Source organism: Kitasatospora sp. NPDC057965, assembly GCF_042887135.1.
In the GTDB taxonomy this organism is placed as follows: domain Bacteria; phylum Actinomycetota; class Actinomycetes; order Streptomycetales; family Streptomycetaceae; genus Kitasatospora.
Map to the genome: position 1 here is coordinate 63673 of NZ_JBHVPZ010000035.1, position 23079 is coordinate 86751.

The 23079-nt window shown below is 73.9% G+C and carries 18 protein-coding genes; 8 read left to right on the forward strand and 10 right to left on the reverse strand.

The window, feature by feature from the left end; all coding sequences use genetic code 11:
• Positions 1-148: 148 nt before the first annotated feature.
• On the reverse strand, positions 149-655 hold the full coding sequence (soxR, locus tag ACFVVU_RS33215; protein WP_387793787.1) for a redox-sensitive transcriptional activator SoxR: 507 nt from the start codon (positions 653-655) through the stop codon (positions 149-151).
• Between the two features lie 47 nt (positions 656-702).
• Between soxR and ACFVVU_RS33220 the strand changes: the two genes are divergently transcribed.
• Positions 703-2169, forward strand: a complete 1467-nt coding sequence (locus tag ACFVVU_RS33220) for an MFS transporter (RefSeq protein WP_387793788.1) — start codon at positions 703-705, stop codon at positions 2167-2169.
• A gap of 131 nt (positions 2170-2300) precedes the next feature.
• On the opposite strand, the gene ACFVVU_RS33225 is transcribed toward ACFVVU_RS33220, so the two are convergent.
• Together ACFVVU_RS33225 and ACFVVU_RS33230 are read right to left on the reverse strand one after the other, a co-directional pair.
• Complete coding sequence (locus tag ACFVVU_RS33225; protein WP_387793789.1) at positions 2301-4676, reverse strand: immune inhibitor A domain-containing protein; 2376 nt, start codon at positions 4674-4676, stop codon at positions 2301-2303.
• A 326-nt stretch (positions 4677-5002) separates the two neighbouring features.
• Complete coding sequence (locus tag ACFVVU_RS33230) at positions 5003-7081, reverse strand: prolyl oligopeptidase family serine peptidase (RefSeq protein WP_380682767.1); 2079 nt, start codon at positions 7079-7081, stop codon at positions 5003-5005.
• A 93-nt stretch (positions 7082-7174) separates the two neighbouring features.
• Here ACFVVU_RS33230 and ACFVVU_RS33235 point away from each other — a divergent pair, with 93 nt between their 5' ends.
• Positions 7175-8344 carry an aminotransferase class V-fold PLP-dependent enzyme gene (locus tag ACFVVU_RS33235; protein WP_380682766.1) on the forward strand — a complete coding sequence of 390 codons (1170 nt, stop codon included), beginning with the start codon at positions 7175-7177 and terminating at the stop codon, positions 8342-8344.
• Between the two features lie 49 nt (positions 8345-8393).
• Here ACFVVU_RS33235 and ACFVVU_RS33240 read toward each other — a convergent pair whose 3' ends face one another.
• Together ACFVVU_RS33240 and ACFVVU_RS33245 are read right to left on the reverse strand one after the other, a co-directional pair.
• Positions 8394-8726: an ArsR/SmtB family transcription factor gene (locus ACFVVU_RS33240; RefSeq protein ID WP_380682765.1), complete on the reverse strand. Its 333-nt coding sequence runs from the start codon at positions 8724-8726 to the stop codon at positions 8394-8396.
• Between the two features lie 43 nt (positions 8727-8769).
• The gene (locus tag ACFVVU_RS33245; protein WP_344322143.1) at positions 8770-9144 is read right to left on the reverse strand and encodes a hypothetical protein; all 375 of its coding nucleotides are present in this window, start codon (positions 9142-9144) and stop codon (positions 8770-8772) included.
• A gap of 264 nt (positions 9145-9408) precedes the next feature.
• Here ACFVVU_RS33245 and ACFVVU_RS33250 point away from each other — a divergent pair, with 264 nt between their 5' ends.
• Complete coding sequence (locus tag ACFVVU_RS33250; RefSeq protein ID WP_387793798.1) at positions 9409-12282, forward strand: DEAD/DEAH box helicase; 2874 nt, start codon at positions 9409-9411, stop codon at positions 12280-12282.
• A gap of 70 nt (positions 12283-12352) precedes the next feature.
• On the opposite strand, the gene ACFVVU_RS33255 is transcribed toward ACFVVU_RS33250, so the two are convergent.
• The 4 genes from ACFVVU_RS33255 to ACFVVU_RS33270 all read right to left on the reverse strand — a co-directional run bounded on the left by ACFVVU_RS33255 (position 12353) and on the right by ACFVVU_RS33270 (position 15663).
• The gene (locus tag ACFVVU_RS33255; protein WP_380682764.1) at positions 12353-12697 is read right to left on the reverse strand and encodes a winged helix-turn-helix domain-containing protein; all 345 of its coding nucleotides are present in this window, start codon (positions 12695-12697) and stop codon (positions 12353-12355) included.
• Positions 12694-13488 carry a hypothetical protein gene (locus tag ACFVVU_RS33260; RefSeq protein WP_387793790.1) on the reverse strand — a complete coding sequence of 265 codons (795 nt, stop codon included), beginning with the start codon at positions 13486-13488 and terminating at the stop codon, positions 12694-12696. The genes ACFVVU_RS33255 and ACFVVU_RS33260 overlap by 4 nt, the downstream gene beginning before the upstream one ends.
• Before the next feature lie 134 nt (positions 13489-13622).
• On the reverse strand, positions 13623-14522 hold the full coding sequence (locus ACFVVU_RS33265) for a 5'-3' exonuclease H3TH domain-containing protein (RefSeq protein WP_380682770.1): 900 nt from the start codon (positions 14520-14522) through the stop codon (positions 13623-13625).
• A gap of 76 nt (positions 14523-14598) precedes the next feature.
• Positions 14599-15663 carry a cation diffusion facilitator family transporter gene (locus ACFVVU_RS33270; RefSeq protein ID WP_387793791.1) on the reverse strand — a complete coding sequence of 355 codons (1065 nt, stop codon included), beginning with the start codon at positions 15661-15663 and terminating at the stop codon, positions 14599-14601.
• A 183-nt stretch (positions 15664-15846) separates the two neighbouring features.
• Here ACFVVU_RS33270 and chrA point away from each other — a divergent pair, with 183 nt between their 5' ends.
• Positions 15847-17064, forward strand: coding sequence for a chromate efflux transporter (gene chrA, locus ACFVVU_RS33275; protein WP_387793792.1), 1218 nt, complete (start codon positions 15847-15849; stop codon positions 17062-17064).
• Positions 17065-17122: 58 nt separating this feature from the next.
• On the opposite strand, the gene ACFVVU_RS33280 is transcribed toward chrA, so the two are convergent.
• Positions 17123-17860: a gamma-glutamyl-gamma-aminobutyrate hydrolase family protein gene (locus tag ACFVVU_RS33280; protein WP_387793793.1), complete on the reverse strand. Its 738-nt coding sequence runs from the start codon at positions 17858-17860 to the stop codon at positions 17123-17125.
• Between the two features lie 156 nt (positions 17861-18016).
• Between ACFVVU_RS33280 and ACFVVU_RS33285 the strand changes: the two genes are divergently transcribed.
• The 4 genes from ACFVVU_RS33285 (at position 18017) to ACFVVU_RS33300 (ending at position 22977) form a co-directional block, all read left to right on the forward strand.
• On the forward strand, positions 18017-19444 hold the full coding sequence (locus ACFVVU_RS33285) for a glutamine synthetase family protein (RefSeq protein WP_380682757.1): 1428 nt from the start codon (positions 18017-18019) through the stop codon (positions 19442-19444).
• Positions 19441-20841 carry an aldehyde dehydrogenase family protein gene (locus tag ACFVVU_RS33290; RefSeq protein WP_387793794.1) on the forward strand — a complete coding sequence of 467 codons (1401 nt, stop codon included), beginning with the start codon at positions 19441-19443 and terminating at the stop codon, positions 20839-20841. The genes ACFVVU_RS33285 and ACFVVU_RS33290 overlap by 4 nt, the downstream gene beginning before the upstream one ends.
• A gap of 108 nt (positions 20842-20949) precedes the next feature.
• On the forward strand, positions 20950-21705 hold the full coding sequence (locus ACFVVU_RS33295; protein ID WP_380682769.1) for a 3-oxoacyl-ACP reductase: 756 nt from the start codon (positions 20950-20952) through the stop codon (positions 21703-21705).
• A 108-nt stretch (positions 21706-21813) separates the two neighbouring features.
• Positions 21814-22977 carry a DUF2510 domain-containing protein gene (locus ACFVVU_RS33300; protein WP_387793795.1) on the forward strand — a complete coding sequence of 388 codons (1164 nt, stop codon included), beginning with the start codon at positions 21814-21816 and terminating at the stop codon, positions 22975-22977.
• The last annotated feature ends 102 nt before the right edge of the window (positions 22978-23079 follow it).

Here is a 23079-nt window from a genome sequence, read left to right on the forward strand (position 1 = left end):
GCCTGATGAGGGCCGCGTCCGACCGGGTCCACCCGGCCACCCCCAGTGGCCGGGTGCGCCGGGCCTGCCGGACCGACCTGGGTCGTCGGTCCCGGCGGGCCCTTCGGCGTTCCGGCCCTTCGGCGTTCCGGCCCCGGGGTCCACGGCCTCAGCCGGGGGCGGGGCCGGACTCCTCGGAGGGCAGCCGGCGCGGGCCGGGCCCGTCGGCGGCGAGCGCGTCCCGCGGGTTGAGCACCCGGCAGCGGCGCAGCGAGAGGCAGCCGCAGCCGATGCAGCCGGTCAGTTCGCTCTCCAGCCGCTCGATCTCCCGGCGCCGGGCCGCGAGCAGCGCCGCCCAGCGGCGCGAGATCCGCTCCCAGTCCCGCTTGTCCGGCATCCGGTCGGCGGGCAGCCCGGCGAACACCTCGGCCACCTCGGCCAGCGGGATGCCGAGCCGCTTGGCGACCAGGATCAGCGAGAGCCGGCGCAGCACGTGCCGGTGGTAGCGGCGCTGGTTGCCGGAGGTCCGTTCGGAGGCGATCAGCCCCTGGTCCTCGTAGAACCGCACGGCGGAGGCGGCCACACCGGCCCGCCGGGCGACCTCGCCGACGGTCAGCAGATCGGCCGGGCGGGGCCGGGGCTCCGGGCTCCCAGGGAGGTCCGCGGTGCCGTCCATGAGCCTCCTTGACTTCAAGTTCTCTTGAGCTACTACCGTACCGAAGCGTGACCGAATCCTCGCCCGCCCAGACCGCCTCCACCCCCTCCGACCAGGGACGTCACCCTGCGGACACGGGGCCGCCGGCCTCCTCCGGCGGCTGGGGCGGACTGTTCTCCCGGCAGTTCGCCGCCCAGGCCTCGATCCTCGCCGGCGGTGTCGCCCTCTACGCGATGAACCTCTACTTCACCGCCGCCCTGCTGCCCTCGATCGTCGAGGACATCGGCGGCGCCCGCTACTACGCGTGGGTGGCGACCGGCTTCCTGATCTCCGCGGTGATCTCCGCGATGCTGGTCAGCCGGCTGCTGGCCCGGCTCGGGCCCTCGCGCGCCTACCTGGCCGGGTTCCTGGTGTTCGCCGGCGGCGCCGGGCTGACCGCGGCCAGTCCCTCGATCGAGGTCCTGATCGTCGGCCGGGTGGTCCAGGGCCTGGGCGGCGGGCTGATGGCCGGCCTCGGCTACGCGGTGATCCGCACCGCGCTGCCGGAGCGGCTGTGGACCAGGGCGGCCGGGCTGGTGTCGGCGATGTGGGGCGTAGGCACGCTGGTCGGCCCCTCGCTGGGCGGCCTCTTCGCCGAACTGGGCCTGTGGCGCGGGGCCTATCTGCTGCTGCTGGCGGCGGCCGTGGTGCTGGCGGTGCTGGCCCGGCGCTCGCTGCCCGGGCCGTCCGGGACGGGGCGGGCGACCGAGCCGCTGCCGCTGGCCTCGCTGCTGCTGCTGACCCTGGCGGCGGCCACCTTCAGCATCAGTTCGACGGTGCCGCGCGGCTGGGCGACGGTGCTCTGCATCGTGCTGGGCCTGGCGCTGCTGGCCGGCTTCGTGCTGGCCGAGCGCGGCGGCGCGGCGACCGTCCTGCCGAAGCACACCTACCGGCGCGGCAACCACCTGAAGTGGATCTACCTGACCGTCGCGGTGTACTGCACGGGCGTGATGACCGAGACCTTCATCCCGCTGTTCGGCCAGGAGCTGGGCGGGCTGAGCCCGCTGGCGGCCGGGTTCCTGGGGGCGACGGTGTCGGTGGGCTGGACGTCCGCGCAGCTGTTCAGCGTCAACATGGGCTCGGAGCGGGCCCGCGAGCTGGCGATCCGCTGCGGCCCGGCGGTGCTGACGGCGGGCCTGCTGGCGTACGGCCTGCTGCAGACGGGCTCGGCCTCCGGCGGGCGGGTGCTGCTGTGGGCGCTGGTGCTGGTCGCGGGCGGGACGGGCATCGGCATCGCCTTCCCGCACCTGAGCGTCACGGCGATGCGCAGCACGGACGACGAGGCGGAGGGCGCCAAGGCGGCGGCCGGGCTCAATACCACCCAGCTGATCGCCTTCTCGGTGAGCTCGGCGCTGGCCGGGACGCTGGTGAGCATCGGCGGGGACTCCACGCTGGACGGCGCCCGGTACATGGTGTTCGGGCTCGGCGCGCTGACGGTGTTCGGCACCGTCACGGCCGCGATGAGCCTGCGGCGGGGGCGTGCGGAGGCGCGCTGAGCGGGAAGCGCGGCCGCCCCGGCCCTCCGTGGGGGAGGACCGGGGCGGCCGTTTCTTCCGTGGTACCTGTCTTCCACGGGAGACCCGGTGCTCAGGACACCGGGGGTACTGGGCGCGTCAGGACGCGCGGGTCAGGAGGCCGGGCCCACCCGGACGGTGGTGATCCGCCCGCCCTGGGCCTCGCGGACGACCTCGATCTTGGTGTTGGTGTCCGGGACGTTCACCGCGAGCTGCGGGGTGGCCGGGTCCCGGTAGACGCCGCTGTGGTCGTTGAAGACCGGGACGGCGGGCTTGGACTCGATCCGCACCGGGACGCCCGCCTTGTGCAGGGTGAACGCGGTGGTCGGCTTCAGCGAGAAGGTCGCGTCGTAGGTCTGCGCCCGGCCGTTGACCAGGGTGCCGTCGGCGAAGCGGACCGGCGTCGGACGGGCGTCGATCGGCAGGATCTGGCCGCCGCCCAGGTGGTCCTTGGTGTTGTTGTCGCCGTAGGCGGTGTCCCAGAGCCAGATGAGCACGCCCTCCTGGTAGGGGTAGTTGTCGACGATGTCCTTCTTGCCGTCGACGCCGGAGTAGCCGAAGCTGTACGGCCCGGTCTTCAGGAACTCGCCGTAGCCGGTGTAGCGGCGGTTCTCCACCAGGTAGGCGCGCGGGTGCTGCTGGACGAAGGTGCGGCCGGTGACGATGGTGAAGCCGGTGCTGACCCAGCCGGCCGTGCCGTTCTCGGCGCCGTCGGCGAACAGCTCGGTGCCGCCGGCGGTGATCTTCACCGCGTCGACCAGGACGCCCTTGCCGTGGGTGTTGCCGTCCGAGGTGACGTGGAAGCGCAGCCGGACATTCTTCCCGGCGTAGCCGTCCAGCGGGATGTGCAGCTGCCGGTAGGCGCCGGACGTGCCGCTCAGGCCGGGGACGTTGGCGCTGGTGCTGCCGATCGGGGCGCCGTCCACGGTGCCGGGCAGGGCCGTCCAGCGCTGGCCGCCGTCGGTGGAGGCCTCGACGGTCAGGAAGTCGTAGTCCTGCTCGATGTCGTACCAGACGGCGGCGTCGAGCGCGGCCGGGCCGGTGACCGCGGTGAGGTCGACGTCGCGGGCCAGCGCGTTGTCCAGGTTGTCACCGGTCTGGCTCCACCACTGCTTGCCGCCCTCGCGCGGGTCGGCGAGGTCGGTGCTGGTGGTGCTGTCCGGCAGGTGGACCAGGACGGCCTGCGCCTGGTCGGTGTTGTAGCCGCTGACGCCGAGGGCGTGGCTGGAGCGGGTGGCGGCCTGCGCCTCGTCGTAGTTGAGCCAGCCGAACTGGAGCTTGCTCCAGGCGTCGAGGTCACCGGGGTAGGCGCCGGTGGTGTTGCGGCCCTTGCCGAGGTAGGAGCCGGAGGACATCAGCGACCAGAAGTTGACGCTGTTGTCGCCGCCGGTGGTGCTGTAGAGGTCGGGCAGACCGAGGTTGTGGCCGAACTCGTGGGCGAACAGGCCGACACCGCTGTTCTCGCCCGCCTGGACGTAGTCGTAGACGTACAGGCCGGTGTCGCCGACCGGTGCGCCGCCGATCTTGTTGCCCTCCGGGCCGGTCTGGCCGGTCGGGTCCGGGAAGGTCCAGCTGCGGTGCGCCCACAGCGCGTCGGCGCCCTGGGCGCCGCCGCCCCAGGTCTCGTCGACGCCCGCGTGCACCACGATGACGTTGTCGAGGTAGCCGTCGGGCTGGGCGAACTCGCCGTTCTTGTCGTGGTCGTAGCGGTCGTAGACGTCGTACTGGGCCAGCTCGGCCTTGACGTCGGCGGCCGTGCGGCCCTTGGCGATCTCGCCGTCGTACCAGGCCTTGACGGCGTCCCGGATGAACTCCTGGCCCTGGGTCCAGGCGCCGGAGCCCTGCGGGCCCTTGTTGGAGCCGTAGCGGGCCTCGTTCCACGGCACGGTGACCCAGTCGCTCACGGTGCCCTCGACGTCGTAGCGGCCGGAGGACTGGGTGCGGTAGTAGTTGCGCATCGAGACCGCGCCGGGCGTGTCGTCGAAGAACATCTTCTGGTAGTACTGCCGGTTGAAGTCCTGGTTCCAGAGCGTGTGGTTGTCGCCCTTGCCCGGCTTGGGGATGCTGTTGTGCTGCGGCCCCGGGGTGCCCGCGTAGCGCGGCTGCCCGTTGTAGAGGGTGGAGTTGTCCACCTGGTCGCCGAACTGGGCGAGGATGACGAAGACCTTGTCCTTGCGCTGCTGCGCGAGCTGGACGTAGTCGTTGCCGACCCGCACCTTGGCGGGCGCCCGGCGGTCGGTGGTCTTCGCCACGGCGCCCTTGTTGACCTGCTCCAGCGCCTTGGTGCGCAGCGACTGGCGCTCGCGCTCCTGCGGGGCGAGCGGGGCGGGCGGGGCTTCGAGGCCGCCGGCCTCGGCGCCCGTGCCGCTCTCGGCGGTGAGGGCGGGCGTGGGGGAGGGGGTGGCGGCCTGGGCGGTGGACCCGAGGAGGGTGGCCGCTATCGCGCTCGTGGTGAGCGCGGCCGCGAACGCCGCGGACAGTCTGCGCAACTGACCGGTCCTTTCCGGACGGGGGTGGTCGGGTGAGCGCAGGTAATATTTCACATGTCATGGGTCACACGGAAGGGCTTCGGGCGAGGCTCGCGGTGCGCGGTGCGCGGTGCGCGGACGCGAGAGCGCCGCACGGCCCGGACGGGGGCCGTGCGGCGCTCGGGGCCGTGGAGAGCCGGCCGGTCGTGCACCCCGGCGCGACGCCGATCGGCGCGAGCACGCCGAGCACCGGCCCCGGGGTGGGCCGCCCGGCGGCGTGCAGGGCCGGCGCGCACGACGACGGAACGGGCGCCGGGCCGGACCGCGGACCGGCGCCCGTTCGCGGATCAGCCCAGGGAGGCCCGCAGGAAGGCGAGTTCGGCCTGCGCCAGCTGCTCGTTCACGCCGCCCGGGGTCATGTGGGTGACGCCGGGCAGGGCCAGCAGGCTGTGCGGGCGGCCGGCCCGGGTGAGCGCCTGGGAGAGCAGCAGGGTGTGCGAGGGGTGCACGTTGTCGTCGGCCAGGCCGTGGATCAGCAGCAGCGGCCGGGTCAGTGAGGGTGCGTCGTCCACCAGGCAGTCGGCCGCGTAGCCCTCCGGGTTCTCCTGGGGCAGACCGAGGTAGCGCTCGGTGTACGCGGTGTCGTAGAGCCGGAAGTCGGTGGGCGGGGCGCCCGCGCAGGCCGCGTGGAAGACGTCCGGGCGGCGCAGCACGGCCATCGCCGCGAAGTAGCCGCCGTAGGACCAGCCGCGCACGCCGACCCGGCCGAGGTCGAGGTCGGGGTGCTCGGCGCCGAGCGCGAGCAGCGCGTCGACCTGGTCCTCCAGCGCGACCTCGGAGAACCGGCGGAAGATCGTCCGGGAGAAGTCGGGGGAGACGAACGGGGTGCCGCCGTTGTCGACGGTGACCACCGCGAAGCCCTGGTCGGCCCACCACTGCTTGAGCTGCCAGCGGCGCGGCTCGTTGGCCACCGCCTGGTAGCCGGGGCCGCCGTAGACGTCGAGCAGGACCGGCAGCTGCCGGCCGGCGACGTGTCCGCGCGGGTAGACCACGGCGCTGGGCAGCGAGCGCGCGGTGACCCGGGCCAGCCGCGGCCGCACCCGGTACGGCAGCGCGGCGGCGCGGTCCGTCAGGGCGGTCACGCCCTGCGGGGTGAGGGCCTCGCGGCGCACGCCGTCCTGGTCGGCCGAGGTGAGCAGCAGGGTCTCGCCGGCGGCCAGCGCGCTGTGCACGCCGGGGCCCTCGGAGAGCCGCTCGGGGGCACCGCCGTCCGGGTCGACGAGGTGGACGTGCTGGTCGAACGGGTCGCCCTCGCCGGTCTCGCAGAGCAGCTTGCCGCGCAGCCGGCCGACCACCCGGCGGATCTGCAGGCCGTCGGTGTCCAGCGGCTTGCCGTCCAGGGCCAGGCCGCGGGCGCCGGGGGTGTCGTGGACGGTGAGCAGCCGGCCGCCGTCCAGCCGGGCGGGGGTGCCGGGCAGGTCGTCGACCCAGAACTCGTCGGTGGTGCGGGAGAGTTCGGTGGTGGATCCGGTGGCCGGGTCGGCGCTCAGCAGCAGCACGTTCTGCTGCAGCCGGTCGGCGACGGTGAGCAGCAGCTCGTCGTCGCCGGCCCACTCGGCGGCGCACAGGTAGGGGAAGGCGACGGTGTCCCAGTCGAGTTCGACCCGGGTGCCGTCCAGGCCGAGCACCCAGAGCCGGACGTCGGCGTTGGGGCCGCCGGCCTGCGGGTAGGCGAACTGCTCGGGGGCCTGCTCGGGGTGGGCCGGGTCGGCGAAGTGGCGCGGCGGGACGGCGGACTCGTCCACCCGGGCGGCGAGCACGGCGGTGCCGTCCGGGCGCCACCAGTGGCCGCGGTGGCGGCCCAGCTCCTCGGCGGCGGCGAACTCGGCGACGCCCCAGCGGGCGCCGTCCTCCGGGCTCAGCCGCTGGCGGCCGGGCACGTCGGCCGAGGCGACGTAGAGCGCGTCGTCGGCGACGTAGGCGACGAGCTCGCCGGTCGCGTTCGGGCGGGGGTCGAAGGCCGGGCCGGCGGTGGGCAGCTCGGTGCTGCGGCCGGTGGCGGTCTCGGTGCGGAAGAGCCGGCCGTCCAGGGCGAACACGGCGACGGCGAGGTCGGGGGTGGCGGCGTAGGTGCCGATGCCGGCCGCGGTGAGCCGGCTGCGCTCGCGCAGCCGTCGCTCGACGGGGGGAAGGTCGGCGGTGGCGCCGGTGCGGCCGGGGGCGAGGGCGGTGGGGTCGGCGACCTCGCGCTCCTCGCCGGTGGTGAGGTCGAGGAGGTGGAGGCGGTCGAACGCGTCCTCGGGGCCGGTGGAGCGGAGCAGCAGCAGGCGGGTACCGTCCTGGTTGAGCGAGATCGCTCGCGGGGCACCGAAGCTGAAGCGGCCGGTCCGGGCGCTGAGGGAGAGGTAGGAGTCGGTGATGGTCACCGCCCGATGGTCGCCGCGGGACCGGCTCGCCGACCAGTGGGACGACATGTGAAATGTCACACATCACGTGATCCAGGTAACAGGAGGAACGCAGTGACCGAGACCCCGCAGGCCGTCGTACCCCCCGAGCCGCTGCCCGGAACCGAGGCGCTGTTCTCGCTGGACCCGGCGGTGATCCACCTCAACCACGGCTCCTTCGGCGCCCTCCCCGTCCCGGTCCAGGACCTCCAGCGCCGGCTGCACCGGGAGCAGGAGGCCGACCCGGACGGCTTCTTCGCCGACCTGCCCGAGCGGGTCGCGGGCGCCCGCGCCCGGATCGCCGCCGCCCTCGGTACCGAGCCCGAGCTGCTCGCCCTGGTGCCCAACGTCACCGACGCGATCGCCGTCACCCTGGCCAACGTGCCGCTCGCCGCCGGGGACCACGTCCTGGTCACCGACCACGGCTACGGCACCGTCACCGAGGCCGTCCGCCGGCGCGCCGAGGACGCCGGGGCCGAGCTGCGCACCGTGCGGCTGCCGCTGGACCTGCCCGACGGGGACGCGGTGCGCGAGGCGGTGCTGGCCGCGGTGACCGACCGCACCGTGCTCGCCGTCCTGGACGGCATCACCTCGCCGACCGCGCGCCGGATCGCCACCCCCGAGCTGCTGCGCGCCCTGCGCGGGCGCGGCGTGACCACCGTGGTGGACGCCGCGCACGAGCCCGGCATGCTGGCGGGCCCGGTCCCGGCGGAGGCCGACTTCTGGTTCGGCAACCTGCACAAGTGGGCCTTCGCCCCGCGGGCCACCGGCGTCCTGGTGGTCCGCCCGGAGTGGGCCGGCAAGATCCGCCCGCTGATCCTCTCCTGGGAGGACCACCAGGGCTACCCGGCCTCCGTCGAGTGGCGCGGGACCCTGGACTACACGCCCTACCTGGCCGCCCCGGCGGGTCTGGACGTGCTGGAGGCGTTCGGCCCGGGAGCGGTGCGCGCGCACAACGAGCAGCTGGTGGGGTACGGCGCCGCGCTGGTCGCCGCGCGCACCGGGCTGGCGCCGCTGCCGTCCTCGGCGGGGCTGTCGATGCGCGCGCTGCGGCTGCCGCCCGGGGTCGCCGAGACGCTGCCGCAGGCGCGGGACCTGATGGCCGCGATGTGGCGCCGGCACGCCGTGCGGACGGTGGCGCGCCCCTGGCCGGGCGGCGGGGTGCTGCGGCTGTGCGGGCAGCTGTACAACCGGGCGCCCGAGTACGAGGTGCTGGCCGACGGGCTGGCCGGGCTGCTCGGCTAGCCCGGCCCCGGGCGCCGGCCCCGGGCGCCCGCTGCCGCGCCTCCCCGGCTCAGTCGGCGGCGGCGCGCAGCTCGGCGAGCAGCACGTGCTGGTCGGCGATGAGCCCGGTGAGGATCCGCCGCGCCGCCCGCAGCAGGTCGGCGACGTCCCCGCCGGCCAGCGCGTACACCACCGTGCTGCCCTCCCGGGTGGCGGTGACGATGCCGGACCGGCGCAGCACCGCGAGCTGCTGCGAGAGGCGGGAGGGCTCGACCTCCAGCGCCGCCAGCAGCTCGCGCACCGGCGTCGGTCCGGCCTGCAGCAGCTCCAGGACCCGGATCCGGACGGGATGGCCGAGCATCCGGAAGAACTCGGCCTTGGCCTGGTAGAGCACGACCGCCACGGCGCTCCCTCCCTGTTCGCCTCACCGGCGCGTCCCCGGGTCGTCAGATCTCCAGCGCGGTCTCGATCCGCTTCAGCTGGTGGCGGGCCATCGCGAGATTGGCGCGGCCGCGGTTGAGCGCGAGGAAGAGGAACAGCCCGCGGCCGCCCTGCGTGGTGAGCGGGCGGAGCAGGTGGTACTGGCTGGTCAGGGAGACCAGGATGTCCTCGATCTCGTTGTCGAGCAGGTTGAGGTGCTCCATCGCCCGCATCTTGGCCCGCACCACGTCGGTATTGCCCGCGGCGGCGACGTTGAGGTCCAGTTCGCCGCCGTCGCCGAGCGTGCCGAGCGCCATGCCGCTGCCGTAGTCGACCAGGGCGACGCCGATCGCGCCCTCGATCGCCATGGCCTCCTTGAGCGAGGTCTCCAGGTTCGCCATCGTCCGCACCTCCCGTGGGCCCGGTGGGTGTCACCGGGATGTGCCACCGAATGTAGGCAGGCCGCACGGCGTGTCACCGTGGATGACCGGAGTCGTTCGAAGCTGGCCGTCCGATGACCGCTTGCAGACATTTGCAACTATGGATGTGAGAGAGAAGCGATCTCTTCCCCGGGAAAAAACGGTGCTATCGATGTCAGCCCCGCCGGGTAACCTCTCGCTGAGATGCGAGATCACACCACCGACCCCCGCGACCCCCGGACGGCGATGAACACCCCTGAGCGCGAGTCCTCCGACGGCCGGGACCCCTCCGACGAGCGGGAACTCAGCCCCGCCGAGGCCTTCGCCGCCTCCCGCCGCCGGGCCAAGGAGCAGGCCACCGCCCTGTACGGCTTCCAGGAGCTGTACGACTTCCCGCTGGACGACTTCCAGCTGGAGGCCTGTCGCGCCCTGGAGGCCGGCGAAGGCGTCCTGGTCGCCGCGCCCACCGGCTCCGGCAAGACCATCGTCGGCGAGTTCGCCGTCCACCTCGCCCTCCAGGGCGGGCGCAAGTGCTTCTACACCACGCCGATCAAGGCGCTGTCCAACCAGAAGTACGGGGACCTCGTCCGGCGCTACGGCGCCGCCAAGGTCGGCCTGCTCACCGGCGACAACACCGTCAACGGCGATGCCCCGGTCGTGGTGATGACCACCGAGGTGCTCCGCAACATGCTGTACGCGGGCTCCAGCACCCTCGACGGCCTCGGCTACGTGGTCATGGACGAGGTGCACTACCTCGCCGACCGCTTCCGCGGCGCCGTCTGGGAGGAGGTCATCATCCACCTCCCCGAGTCCGTCACCCTGGTCTCGCTCTCCGCGACCGTCTCCAACGCCGAGGAGTTCGGCGACTGGCTGGACACCGTCCGCGGCGGCACCCGGGTCATCGTCTCCGAGCACCGGCCGGTCCCGCTCTGGCAGCACGTGATGGCCGGCAACCGGATGTACGACCTGTTCGCCAGCCCCGACCGGGACGGCCGCCCCAAGGGCAACGTGCGCAACCCCGGCAAGGCCGTCAACCCCGAACTGGTCCGCCTCGCCCGCAGCGAGCTCGACCGCAACCCGCGGGACAAGTTCGGCCGCGGCCGCGGCCGTTCCATGCCGAACGGCCGCCCCGGCCGGGTCTGGACCCCGGGCCGGGTCGACGTCATCGACCGGCTCGACGCCGAGGGCCTGCTGCCCGCGATCACCTTCATCTTCAGCCGGGCCGGCTGCGAGGCCGCCGTCCAGCAGTGCCTCTCCTCCGGCCTGCGCCTCAACAAGGACGTCGACCGCGCCCGGGTGCGCGCCCTCGTCGAGGAGCGCTGCGCCGACATCCCCGACGAGGACCTGCACGTCCTCGGCTACTTCGAGTGGCTGGACGGGCTGGAGCGCGGCATCGCCGCCCACCACGCCGGGATGCTGCCCCGGTTCAAGGAGGTGGTCGAGGAGCTGTTCGTCAAGGGACTGGTCAAGGCCGTCTTCGCGACCGAGACCCTGGCCCTGGGCATCAACATGCCCGCGCGCTCCGTCGTCATGGAGAAGCTCGTCAAGTGGAACGGCGAGACCCACGCCGACATCACGCCCGGCGAGTACACCCAGCTCACCGGCCGGGCCGGGCGGCGCGGCATCGACGTCGAGGGCCACGCCGTGGTGCTGTGGCAGCGCGGCCTGGACCCGGAGGCGCTGGCCGGCCTGGCCGGCACCCGCACCTACCCGCTGAAGTCCTCGTTCCGGCCGTCCTACAACATGGCCGTCAACCTGGTCGCCCAGTTCGGCCGGCACCGCTCGCGCGAACTGCTGGAGACCTCCTTCGCGCAGTTCCAGGCCGACCGCTCGGTGGTCGGCATCGCCCGCCAGGTCCAGCGCAACGAGGAGGGCCTGGAGGGCTACCGCGAGTCCATGACCTGCCACCTCGGCGACTTCGAGGAGTACATGTCGCTGCGCCGGCAGCTCAAGGACCGCGAGAACGAGCTCGCCCGCGAGGGCAGCAGCCAGCGCCGCGCCGCCGCCGTCGAGTCCATCGAGCAGCTCAAGCCCGGCGACGTCATCCACGTGCCCACCGGCAAGTTCGCCGGCCTCGCCCTGGTCCTCGACCCCGGCCTGCCGCCGGTCAGCCGCTCGCCGCGCGGCGGCCCGCGCCACCCCGACTACCAGGACGGGCCGCGCCCGGTGGTGCTGACCGCCGAGCGGCAGGTCAAGCGGCTCGCGATGATCGACTTCCCGCACCCGGTCGCCGCGCTGGACCGGCTGCGCATCCCCAAGTCCTTCAACCCGCGCAGCCCGCAGTCCCGCCGCGACCTCGCTTCGGCCCTGCGCACCAAGGCCGGCCACCTGGAGCCCGAGCGGTTCCGGCGCGGCCGCGCGGCCGCCGCCGACGACCCCGAGATCAGCCGGCTGCGCACCACCCTGCGCCAGCACCCCTGCCACGGCTGCGACCAGCGCGAGGACCACGCCCGCTGGTCCGAGCGCTACCACCGGCTGCACCGCGACACCGAGCTGCTGGAACGCAGGATGCGCTCCCGCACGCACACCATCGCCCGCACCTTCGACCGGGTCTGCGGCCTGCTCACCGACCTCGGCTACCTCAGCGGCGACACCGTCACCGACGACGGCAAGCGGCTCGGCCGGCTCTACGGCGAGCTCGACCTGCTCGCCTCCGAGTGCATCCGCGAGGGTGTGTGGAGCGGCCTCGCCGCCGCCGAACTCGCCGCCTGCGCCTCCGCGTTGGTGTACGAGGCCCGCCAGTCCGACGACGCCACCGCCCCCCGCGTCCCCGAGGGCGAGGCGAAGACCGCCCTCGGCCAGATGGTCCGCATCTGGGGCCACCTCGACGCCCTGGAGGAGCAGCACCGCATCAACACCGCCGAGGGCGTCGGCCAGCGCGAACCCGACCTCGGCTTCGCCTGGGCCGCCTACCGCTGGGCCCTGGGCCACTCGCTGGACTCCGTCCTGCGCGACGCCGACATGCCGGCCGGCGACTTCGTCCGCTGGACGAAGCAGCTGATCGACGTCCTCGGCCAGATCCAGGACGCCGCCGGCGAGGACGCGGAGCTCCGCAAGACCGCCCGCAAGGCCATCGACGGCCTCCGCCGCGGCATCATCGCCTACTCCTCCGTCAGCTGACCCACCCCCCTTGCCCGGGCTCCCCTCCGGAGCCCGGGCATCCTGCTGTCACCCCACCCGCGTGGTCGCCCTACCGCGGGGGCCGGGTGGCCGCTTCGAGGCGGTGGACCAGGGCGCGCAGGGCGCGGAGTTCGCGGTCGAGGGCCTGGGCACCGGTGGGGGTGAGGGTGATCCAGGTGCGCGGGCGGCGGCCGGCGTAGCCCTTGTTGACGGCGATCAGGCCGGAGTCCTCCAGGACCTTGAGGTGGCGGGAGAGGTTGCCGTCGGTGAGGCCCAGTTCCTGCTTGAGGAAGGCGAACTCGACGCTCTCGGCCTCGCGGGCGACCGCCAGGATCCCGAGCCGGACCCGCTGGTGGACGGTGTCGTCCAGGGCCAGGGTCGGGTGCCGCTCCTCGGTGTCGTCCGCAACGCTCATGAGGTGACCGTACGGGATCCGGTGCACGTGCGGCGTCCGGCGGTCCACTGGGTCAGGCCGGGGGCGAGCAGGACCGCGGCGAGCAGCAGGGCCTTCGGCCGGGCGCCGTCGGCCCAGGCGGTGTCGAAGCGGTCGAGCCAGGGCAGCCAGCCGTCGCCCCAGAGCCCCGAGAGGTAGGCGGTGAGCAGCGCGGTGTGGACGAGCCCGGTGACGGCGACCAGCCGGTCGTGCTCGGTGAGGCCGAGGAGGAGCAGGCCGACGCCGACCACGTACCAGGGGGAGGCGTAGTTGTTGCCGAGGAGGTGGAGGCTGAACGGGATCCGCCGCATGGACACCAGGACCACCGGGACGGCGGCGATCAGGACGGCGGCCGCGGCCGCGGTGCCGAGCCAGGCACCGCGGTGCGGGACGATGCCGCGGCTCTCCCCGCGCCGCCGGTACCAGCGGGCGAGCACGAACCAGGCCAGCGGGAGGAGGGCGTACCAGATGCCCCAGCCGACGAAGCGCAGGATCGCCCCGTCGAACTCGCCCTCCAGGCACGGGCCGTCGATCGAGTGCGGTACGCAGAGGCCGATGTACTCGGAGTAGGCGAAGTAGGGGTAGGAGGTGATGCTGCGCCCGTTGGCGGCGAAGTTGTAGGCCTGACCGGCGATCGGCACGGCGGCGAGGGCGAGCAGCCCGAGGCCGATCAGCGGGATGCCCGAGCCGCGCAGGCGGATCCGGGCCCGGGCGCGCAGGCTCTCCGTCGCGGCGAGCAGTTCCGCCGGGTCGTCCCGGTGCAGTGTGTCCATGTCCACCCCTGGTGACGTCGTGTCAGTGCACCAACTTTGTATCGCAAAGTAGATTGCGGTCAAGAGTTCACGGCAGGGCAAAGCAAGGGGCCCGCCGCACGATGCGGCGGGCCACAGGGGGAGGGGACGGTGAATCAGCCGGTCAGGGCCTCCAGGACGCGGTCCAGCGAGGTGCCGAGGTTCCAGCGGGCGGAGAGGGACTCCAGGGTCATCGGGTCGAGCGGCTCGCCCGGCAGGGCGGGGTCGAAGTCGGGCAGCGGGGCGTCGGTGGCGACCCGGACCACGGTGGGCGCCACGTCCAGGTAGGCCGAGGCCTCCAGGAGGTTGCGGCGCCGCGCCGGGGTCAGCTTGGAGCCGATGTCCTGGGCGGCGGTGCGGATGCCGGCGAGGTCGCCGTACTCGTGGATCAGCTGGGCCGCCGTTTTCTCGCCGATGCCCTTGACGCCGGGCAGGCCGTCGCTCGGGTCGCCGCGCAGGGCGGCCATGTCGGCGTACTGGGCGCCGCGCACGCCGTACTTCTCCAGCAGCAGCGCGTCATCGGTGACCTGCAGGTTGCCCATGCCCTTGACCGGGTAGAGCACGGTGATCGCGCGGGCGTCGTCGACCAGCTGGAACAGGTCCCGGTCGCCGGTGACGATCTGCACCGGCCCGGTGGCGCGCGCGGTCAGCGTGCCGATGACGTCGTCCGCCTCGTAGCCGGGGGAGCCGATCCGGGCGATGCCGAGCGCGTCCAGCACCTGCTCGATCACCGGGACCTGCGGGGCGAGCGTGTCCGGCACCTCCTCCTCGCCGTCCGTGGCGGCCTCGGCGACCCGGTGGGTCTTGTAGGAGGGGATGAGGTCCACCCGCCACTGGGGGCGCCAGTCGGCGTCCATGCAGGCGACCAGCCGGTCGGGCCGGTGGTCGTGGACCAGCCGGGCGATGAAGTCCAGCAGGCCCCGGACGGCGTTGACCGGCTCACCCTGCGGCGAGCGCAGGGTGTCCGGTACGCCGAAGTAGGCCCGGAAGTAGAGGCTGGCGGAGTCGAGCAGCATCAGTCGGGGTGCGGTCACGCCTCCGATCATGCCGTACCGGGCGGACAGCACGGCTCTCCTGGCTCGTGCGGCCCGACTAGTGCTCGTGCGGCCCGGCGCGGTGGACGGGGCCGTGGGCGTCGGCGCAGTGCTCGGGGGTGAGGTCGCCGGGCGTGCTGATCTGCAGCAGCGCGCCGGCCTCGTCCTCGCCGACGTGGTCGACCTGGAGGGTGCTGTGGGTGATCCCGTACTCGTCGGCGAGCCGGCGCTGGAGTCCGCGCCGCACCGCGTGACAGTCGCCGCCCGGGGTGACCAGGATGTGCGCGGAGAGCGCCGGCTGGCCGGAGGTGATCTCCCAGATGTGCAGGTCGTGGATCTCCTCGACGAGCGGCTGGGCGACCAGCCGGTCGGCCACCGCGTCCGGGTCGACGCCGGCGGGCGCGGCCTCCAGGAAGATCCGCCCGGAGTCGCGGACCAGGCCGATGCCCGCCTTCAGCATCAGCGCGACCACGATGAGCGAGGCGATCGAGTCGGCCCGGGCGAAGCCGGTGGTCACCATGATCACGCCGGCCACGGCGGTGGCGATGAACGCGTACAGGTCGGTCAGGACGTGCTGGAAGGCACCCTCGACGTTCAGCGAGCTGCGGTTGGCCTTGGACATGCACCAGGTGGCGGCCAGGTTCACCACGATCCCGACCAGCGCGGTGACCAGCACCAGCGAGCCGGTCACCTGCGGCGGCTCGAACAGCCGCTTGACCGCCTCGTAGCCGAGCCAGGCGGACAGCACCAGCAGGGTCACGCCGTTGACCTGGGCGGAGAGGATCTCGGCGCGCTTGAGGCCGTAGGTGTAGCCGCCGCGGGCCGGACGGGCGGCCAGCCGCATGGCGACGAGCGCGAGGACGATCGAGATGGCGTCGGTGAGCATGTGCGCGGCGTCCGAGATCAGCGCCAGCGACTGGGCGGCGAAGCCGACCACCACCTCGCCGGCCATGAACGCCACGATCAGCGCGAGCGCGCTCACCAGCCAGCGGCGGTCGGCATCGGCGGAGACGCCGTGCGAGTGGCCGCCGTGAGCGCCGTGGCCACCGTGACCGCCGGGGCCGCCGTGGTCATGCGCCTGGTCATGCTCATGATCATGACGGGAGTGTTCGTGGCCGGCCATCGAAGTCCTCTCCTGGAACTCATGAACGCGTGGGGGTAAGGGGCGGCGTGCGCGACCGCCCCGCACTCGAAGTGAACCGCAGATCGGACGAAGATCCAAAGGCTGCACTGGAGACCGTTGTCATTGCCGGACGGTAACCCCCGTCCGGTATCGTCGCGCCGCCGCTGAACAGGGGAGACGCGCATGGCAACGACCGGACGGGTGAGTCTGGGAACGATCGCCCGCGAATGGGGCCGGATCGGCATCACCGGCTTCGGCGGACCGCCCGCCCACATCCTGCTGCTGCGCCGGCTCTGCGTGGAGCGGCGCAAGTGGCTCTCCCCGGAGGAGTTCGAGGACGGCATCGCGGCGACCAACCTGCTGCCCGGACCGGCCTCCACCCAGCTCGCGATCCTCACCGCCTGGCGGTTGCGCGGCGCCCCGGGCGCACTGGTCGGCGGGGCCTGCTTCATCGCGCCCGGGCTCGCGCTGATCCTCGCCCTCGCGGCGCTCTTCCTGGCCGGCGACCCGCCGCGGTGGGTGCTCGCCGCCGCCGCCGGCGCGGGCGCGGCCGTCCCGGCGGTCGCCGTGCAGGCGGCCACCTCGCTGGTCCCCGCGAGCTTCACCCGGGCCGGCCGGGGCCGCGGCGCCCGCGCCCGCTGGGCCGGGTACGCGCTGGCCGGGGCGCTGGCGGCGGTACTGACCGGCCCCTGGCTGGTCCTGGTGCTGATCGCCTCCGGCCTGGCCGAGACCGCGGTCCGGGCCCGTGGGCGGGGGCTCGCCCGGACGCGGGGGCGCGGACCGACGGAGAGCGGCGGACCCGGACGCGAACGACCCCGCCGGACGCGGGCCGGCGTGCTGCCGCTCGCCGCCGGGCTGCCCGCGCTCGGCGGGCTCGGCGCGGTGGCCTGGGTGGCGTTCAAGGTGGGCGCGCTCTCCTACGGCGGAGGGTTCGTGATCATCCCGCTGATGCAGAACGACGCCGTCGACCGTTTCCACTGGATGACCGACGGACAGTTCCTCAACGCCGTCGCCCTCGGTCAGGTCACCCCCGGTCCGGTGGTGCAGACCGTCGCCGTCGTCGGTTACGCGGCCGCCGGGATCGCCGGCGGGCTGCTCGCGGCGGCGGTCGCCTTCGCGCCGTCCTTCCTCTTCGTGATCCTCGGCGGCCGGTACTTCGACCGGCTGCGCGCCGATGCGCGGGTGCAGGACTTCCTCACCGGCGCCGGACCGGCCGTGATCGGCGCCATCGCCGGCTCGGCGCTGCCGCTCGCCGCCGCGCTCGGCCCCGGCTGGCAGTGGGCGGTGCTGGCCGGAGCGCTGCTCTGGCTGGTCGCCGCCCGGCGCGGGGTGGTGCTCGCCCTGCTGGCCGCCGGCGCGGCCGGGGTGATCGCCACGGCCGCCGGACTGCCCCTGCCCTGATCCGCCCTGCCCTGATCCGCCTCGCCCTGATCCACCCCGCCCCCGGGGCGTCCCGGGGCTACCCCACCTCCACCGTCTCCAGCTGCACCGACCGGGCCGCCGTCGCCGCCCGCACCAGCGCCTGCATCACCCGCAGGTCGTCCCCCTGCTCCGGATGCCACTGCACCCCGAGCGTGAACCCCGGCCCCTCCACCGCCTCCACCGTCCCGTCCGGCGCGTGCGCGCTCACTCGCAGCCCCGCCCCCAGCCGGTCCACCGCCTGGTGGTGGAAGGTCGGCACGGCCAGCTCCGGCTCCGGCAGCAGCCCGCCCAGCAGCGTGCCCGGCACCGGCCGCACCGGGTGCGTGCCGTAGCGGCCGGGCGAGCCGGTGTGCACGTCCACCTCGACGACGTCCGGCAGGTGCTGGATCAGCGTGCCCCCGCACACCACGTTGAGCACCTGCATGCCCCGGCAGATCCCCAGCAGCGGGATCCCGGCCGCCAGCGCCGCCCGCAGCAGCGCGCTCTCCCAGACGTCCCGCTCCACCGCGTCGATGTCGCTCAGCGGGTGCGGCGGCTGCCCGTAGTAGGCCGGGTCGATGTCCGGCCCGCCCGCGATGACCAGCGCGTCGAGCCGGGCGAGGACCTCCGGCGCGCGCTCCGGGGCGTCCGGCGGCAGCAGCACCGCGATCCCGCCCGAGTCCTGCACGTACGCGGTGTACCGCTCGGGCACCAGGGCCACCCGGCGGTCCCGCCAGTCGCTCCAACTCGCGTCCACCAGATAGGTGCTGACGCCGACAAAAGGCCTGCGTTCCATGGCGCGCATTCTCCTCCCGTCCCGTCTGATCCCTCGTCAACCTCACACATCGGCGCGCCACACCCGCCCGCCCTCTTCCGCCCCCTCCGCGACAGGCCGTACGGTTCGCTGTGACCGCTTGGTCTCGCTGCGTGATCGAGGAGGAGGGCGTCCGCCATGTCCGACCGCACCACCGCGCCCGGCACCACCGCGCCCGACGGCCCCGCGGCCGCGCCCGGCACCCCGCCCCGCCGCGCCCCGCTGACCCTGAACGAGCTGCGCACCCTGGTCGACGCCGGAGAGGTCCACACCGTCGCCCTCGGCTTCACCGACATGCAGGGGCGCCTGCAGGGCAAACGCTTCGCCGCCCGCTTCTTCCTGGACGAGGTGGCCGAGCACGGCTCCGACGCCTGCGAGTACCTGCTCGCCGTCGACGTCGAACTCAACACCGTGGACGGCTACGCGCTCTCCTCCTGGGAGACCGGCTACGGCGACTTCGCCATGCGCCCCGACCTGTCCACCCTGCGGCTGACCCCCTGGCAGCCGGGCACCGCCCAGGTCACCGCCGACCTGGCCGGCCGCGGCGGCCACCCGGTCTCCGCCGCGCCCCGCCAGCTGCTGCGGCGCCAGATCGCCCGGCTCGCCGAGCACGGCCTGGCCGCGGACGTCGGCACCGAGCTGGAGTTCCTGGTCTTCCGCGACACCTACGAACAGGCCTGGCAGGGCGGTTACCGCGGCCTCACCCCGGCCAACCTCTACAACGCCGACTACTCGCTGCTCGGCACCGCCCGGGTCGAACCGCTGCTCTCCCGGATCCGCACCGAGATGGCCGGCGCCGGCCTGGTCGTGGAGTCCGCCAAGGGCGAGTGCAACCTCGGCCAGCACGAGATCGCCTTCCGCTACGCCGACGCGCTCACCACCTGCGACCAGCACAGCGTCTACAAGACCGGGGCCAAGGAGATCGCCGCCCAACTCGGTTGCGCGCTCACCTTCATGGCCAAGTACGACCAGCGCGAGGGCAACAGCTGCCACATCCACCTGTCGCTGCGCGACGCCGTCGGTGCCCCGGCGTTCGCCGCCGATGACGGCCGGATGACCGACACCATGCGCCACTTCCTGGCCGGACAGCTGGCCGCGCTGCGCGAGTTCACCCTGCTCTACGCGCCGAACATCAACTCCTACAAGCGCTACCGCCCGGGCTCCTTCGCCCCGACGGCCGTCGCCTGGGGCCGCGACAACCGGACCTGCGCCTACCGGGTGGTGGGGCACGGCTCCGGGCTGCGGATGGAGAACCGGGTGCCCGGCGGCGACGTCAACCCGTACCTGGCGGTGGCCGGCATGCTCGCCGCCGGACTGCACGGGATCCAGCAGAAGCTGGAACTGCCCGCCCCCTGCCTCGGCAACGCCTACGCCGTCGAGGACTACGCCCGGGTGCCCGGCTCGCTGCGCGAGGCGGCCGATCTGTGGGGCGCGAGCGAACTCGCCCGCGCCGCCTTCGGGGACGACGTGGTCGAGCACTACCAACACATGGCCCGGGTCGAACAGACCGCCTACGACGGCGCGATCACCGACTGGGAGCGCTACCGATCCTTCGAGCGGATGTGAGCACCATCGACACCACCACCGTCCCCACCGCGGCCGGGCCCGCCGCCCGCGCCGTCCGCAACCCCGCCACCGGCGAGGTCCTCGGCACCGTCCCGGACACCACCCCCGGGCAACTGGACGCCGCCGTGCGCCGCGCCGTCGAGGCGCAGCGCGGCTGGGCCGCCCTCGCCCCCGGCGAACGGGCCCGGCTGCTGCGCCGCTTCGCCGACCAGGTGGAGGTGCACGTCCCCGAACTGGCCGCCCTGGAGGTCACCGAGGCCGGCCACACCATCGGCAACGCCACCTGGGAGGCGGGCAACGTCCGCGACCTGCTGGAGTACGCGGCCGGGGGAGTGGAGCGGCTGAGCGGGCGCCAGATCCCGGTGGCCGGCGGGCTGGACATCACCTTCCACGAGCCGGTCGGCGTGGTCGGGGTGATCGCCCCCTGGAACTTCCCGATGCCGATCGCCGCCTGGGGCTTCGCGCCCGCGCTGGCCGCCGGGAACGCCGTCCTGCTCAAGCCCGCCGAGGCGACCCCGCTGACCGCGCTGCGGCTGGCCGAACTCGCGCTCGCCGCCGGGCTGCCGGAGGGCCTGTTCCAGGTGGTGCCGGGCGCCGGGCCGGTGACCGGGCGGGCGCTGGTCGACCACCCGGCGGTGCGCAAGATCGTCTTCACCGGGTCGACCGGGGTCGGCAAGGAGGTCGCCGCCCGCTGCGCGGCCCGGGCCAAGCGGGTCACCCTGGAGCTCGGCGGCAAGAGCCCCAACATTGTCTTCGCCGACGCCGACCTCGCCGGGGCCGCCGATCCGATGTCCTTCCTCGACAACTCCGGCCAGGACTGCTGCGCCCGCAGCCGGATCCTGGTCCAGCGCGAGGCCTACGAGGACTTCCTGGCACTGCTGCTGCCCGCCGTCGAGCGGATCCGCACCGGCGACCCGGCCGATCCGCGGACCGCCCTCGGCCCGCTGATCTCGGCCGAGCAGGTCCGCCGGGTGGCGTCGTACGTGACGCCCGACCTGCCGGTGCTGGCCCGCGGCGCGGTGCCGGACGGGCCCGGCTACTGGTACCCGCCGACGGTGCTGGCACCCGTCCGGGAGGACCTGCCGGCGGTCACCGAGGAGATCTTCGGCCCGGTCGCGGTCGTGCTGCCGTTCACCGACGAGGCGGACGCGCTGCGGCTCGCCAACGCCACCCGGTACGGGCTGTCCGGCTCGATCTGGACCCGCGACCTCGGCCGGGCGCTGCGGCTGGCCAGGGGCGTCGCGGCCGGCAACCTCTCGGTCAACTCGCACGCCTCGGTGCGGTACTGGACGCCGTTCGGCGGCTTCGGCGAGTCCGGGGTCGGCCGCGAGCTGGGGCCGGAGGCGCTGGCGCACTTCACCGAGACCAAGAACGTCTACATCCGGACCGAGGAGTAGGAGCACCCGGTGACCCAGCAGTCCCACCACCCCCGCGCGTCCGACCGGTCGGAGCGGTCCCCACGGCCGGAGCGGTCCGCGCAGCCCGCGGCGCCGGTCTGCCGCCGGCTGGTCGGCCGGACGGCCGTGATCACCGGCGCGGGCAGCGGGATCGGCCTGGCCTCGGCCCGCCGGCTCGCCGCCGAGGGCGCGAAGGTGGTCTGCGCCGACGTCGACGAGACCACCGGCAAGGCGGCGGCCGAGGAGGTCGGCGGCCTCTTCGTGCACACCGACGTCACCGACCCGGCGATGGTCGAGGCGCTCTTCGACGAGGCCTACGAGACCTTCGGCAGCGTGGACGTCGCCTTCAACAACGCCGGCATCTCGCCGCCCGAGGACGACTCCATCCTCACCACCGAACTGGACGCGTGGCGCCGGGTGCAGGAGGTCAACCTGACCTCGGTCTACCTCTGCTGCCGGGCGGCGCTGCCGTACATGCGCCGCCACGGGCAGGGCTCGATCATCAACACCGCGAGTTTCGTGGCCCGGATGGGCGCCGCCACCTCGCAGATCTCCTACACCGCCTCCAAGGGCGGTGTGCTGGCGATGTCCCGCGAACTGGGCGTGCAGTTCGCCCGGGAGGGCATCCGGGTCAACGCGCTGTCGCCGGGGCCGGTGGACACCCCGCTGCTGCGCGAGCTGTTCGCCAAGGACCCGGAGCGCGCGGCCCGCCGGCTGGTGCACATCCCGCTGGGCCGCTTCGCCCGCCCGGAGGAGATCGCCGCCGCGGTGGCGTTCCTCGCCAGCGACGACTCCTCCTTCATCACCGCGAGCGAGTTCCTGGTGGACGGCGGGATCGCCGGTGCCTATGTGACCCCGCTGTAGGGCTTCCGGGGGCCGCGGCGCACCTTCTCACCGTAATCTCATCGAAAAGCCCGGAATTCGGGGCCCAGCTGATTTCGCGCTTATCCGGCTGCCTTTAGATTCATTCCCGTGAGTGAGCAGATCCCCGCCGGGTGGTACCCGGACCCGAAGGACATCACCAGCGACCCGAGACCACAGCGCTGGTGGGACGGCAAGGGGTGGACGGCCAACACCCGGCCCGCACCCTCGGACGCACCGCCGCCGGAGGCGCCGGCGGCCGGTGCTCCGGGGCCGGACGAGGCCGCCGGGCCCCAGGTGCTGGAGGGGGAGGTGCTGGAGAGCGGGCCGTCGGTCCGCTACCCGGAGCCGCCGCCCTTCGGCACCGCCTACGGTTCACCGGTGCCGCCCGCGCCCAAGCAGCGGCGCAAGCCGTCCAAGCTGGTGATCGCGGCGGCGGTGGCGGCCGTGCTGGGCCTGGGCGTCGGCTCGGGCGTCACCTACCTGGCGATGGACGACCACGGCGACCGGCACCGCTCCGCGCGCCCGTCCGGCCAGGAGGGCGACGGACGGTGGCGCGGCCTGCCGGACTTCGGCGGCGGCCCCGACGGCAACGGCCCCGGTGCCAACGGCAACCAGGGTGACGGCAATCAGGGCAATGGCAACCAGGGCAACGGCAACGGTAACCAGGGCAACGGCGGCAAGGGCAACGGCAACGGCGGCAACGGCCGGGGCAACGGCCCCGCCACCGGCAGCGACAAGGCCGTCGACATCGTGAACCGGCTGGTCCTGCCCGTCCCCTCCGGCTGGGAGGGCGGCACCACCCGCGACGGCTACGCGGCGCTCAGCATCGGCAGCTACGACTGCGAGGGCGGCGGCACCTGCTCGCTCGGCGGCGCCAACACCGGCCGGATCGACGGCGGCGGCACCGATGTGCAGGCGGCGGCCAAGGCCGACATCGACAAGGCCGCCAAGGACTCCTACAACGAGATCCTCTCGCACGAGGAGCTCAAGTCCGAGGCGGTCAAGGTGGACGGCCGGGACGGCTACCTGGTCCGCTGGAAGGTGGACGCCGCCAAGGGCAACGACGGCTACGTGCAGACGGTGGTCTTCCCGTCCGCCGACGGCAAGTCGCTGGTCTCGGTGCACCTGGGCTTCGACATCGCCGCCAAGGCGCCGGACGTCGCGGTGATGGACACCATCGTCAAGGGCATCGGCGACTACAGCGGTAACGTGCCGTTCCTCCCGGGCCTGCCCGGCGGTGCCGGCAACGGCAGCGGCACCGGGAACACCTGAGGCCGCGGTCTCGGCTCACGCACGGCGGCGGGCCCCCCCGGTTACAACCGGGGGGGCGCCCCCCGGGGGAAAGGCCCGGGGGGGGCCCCGGGGGGGGCCGGA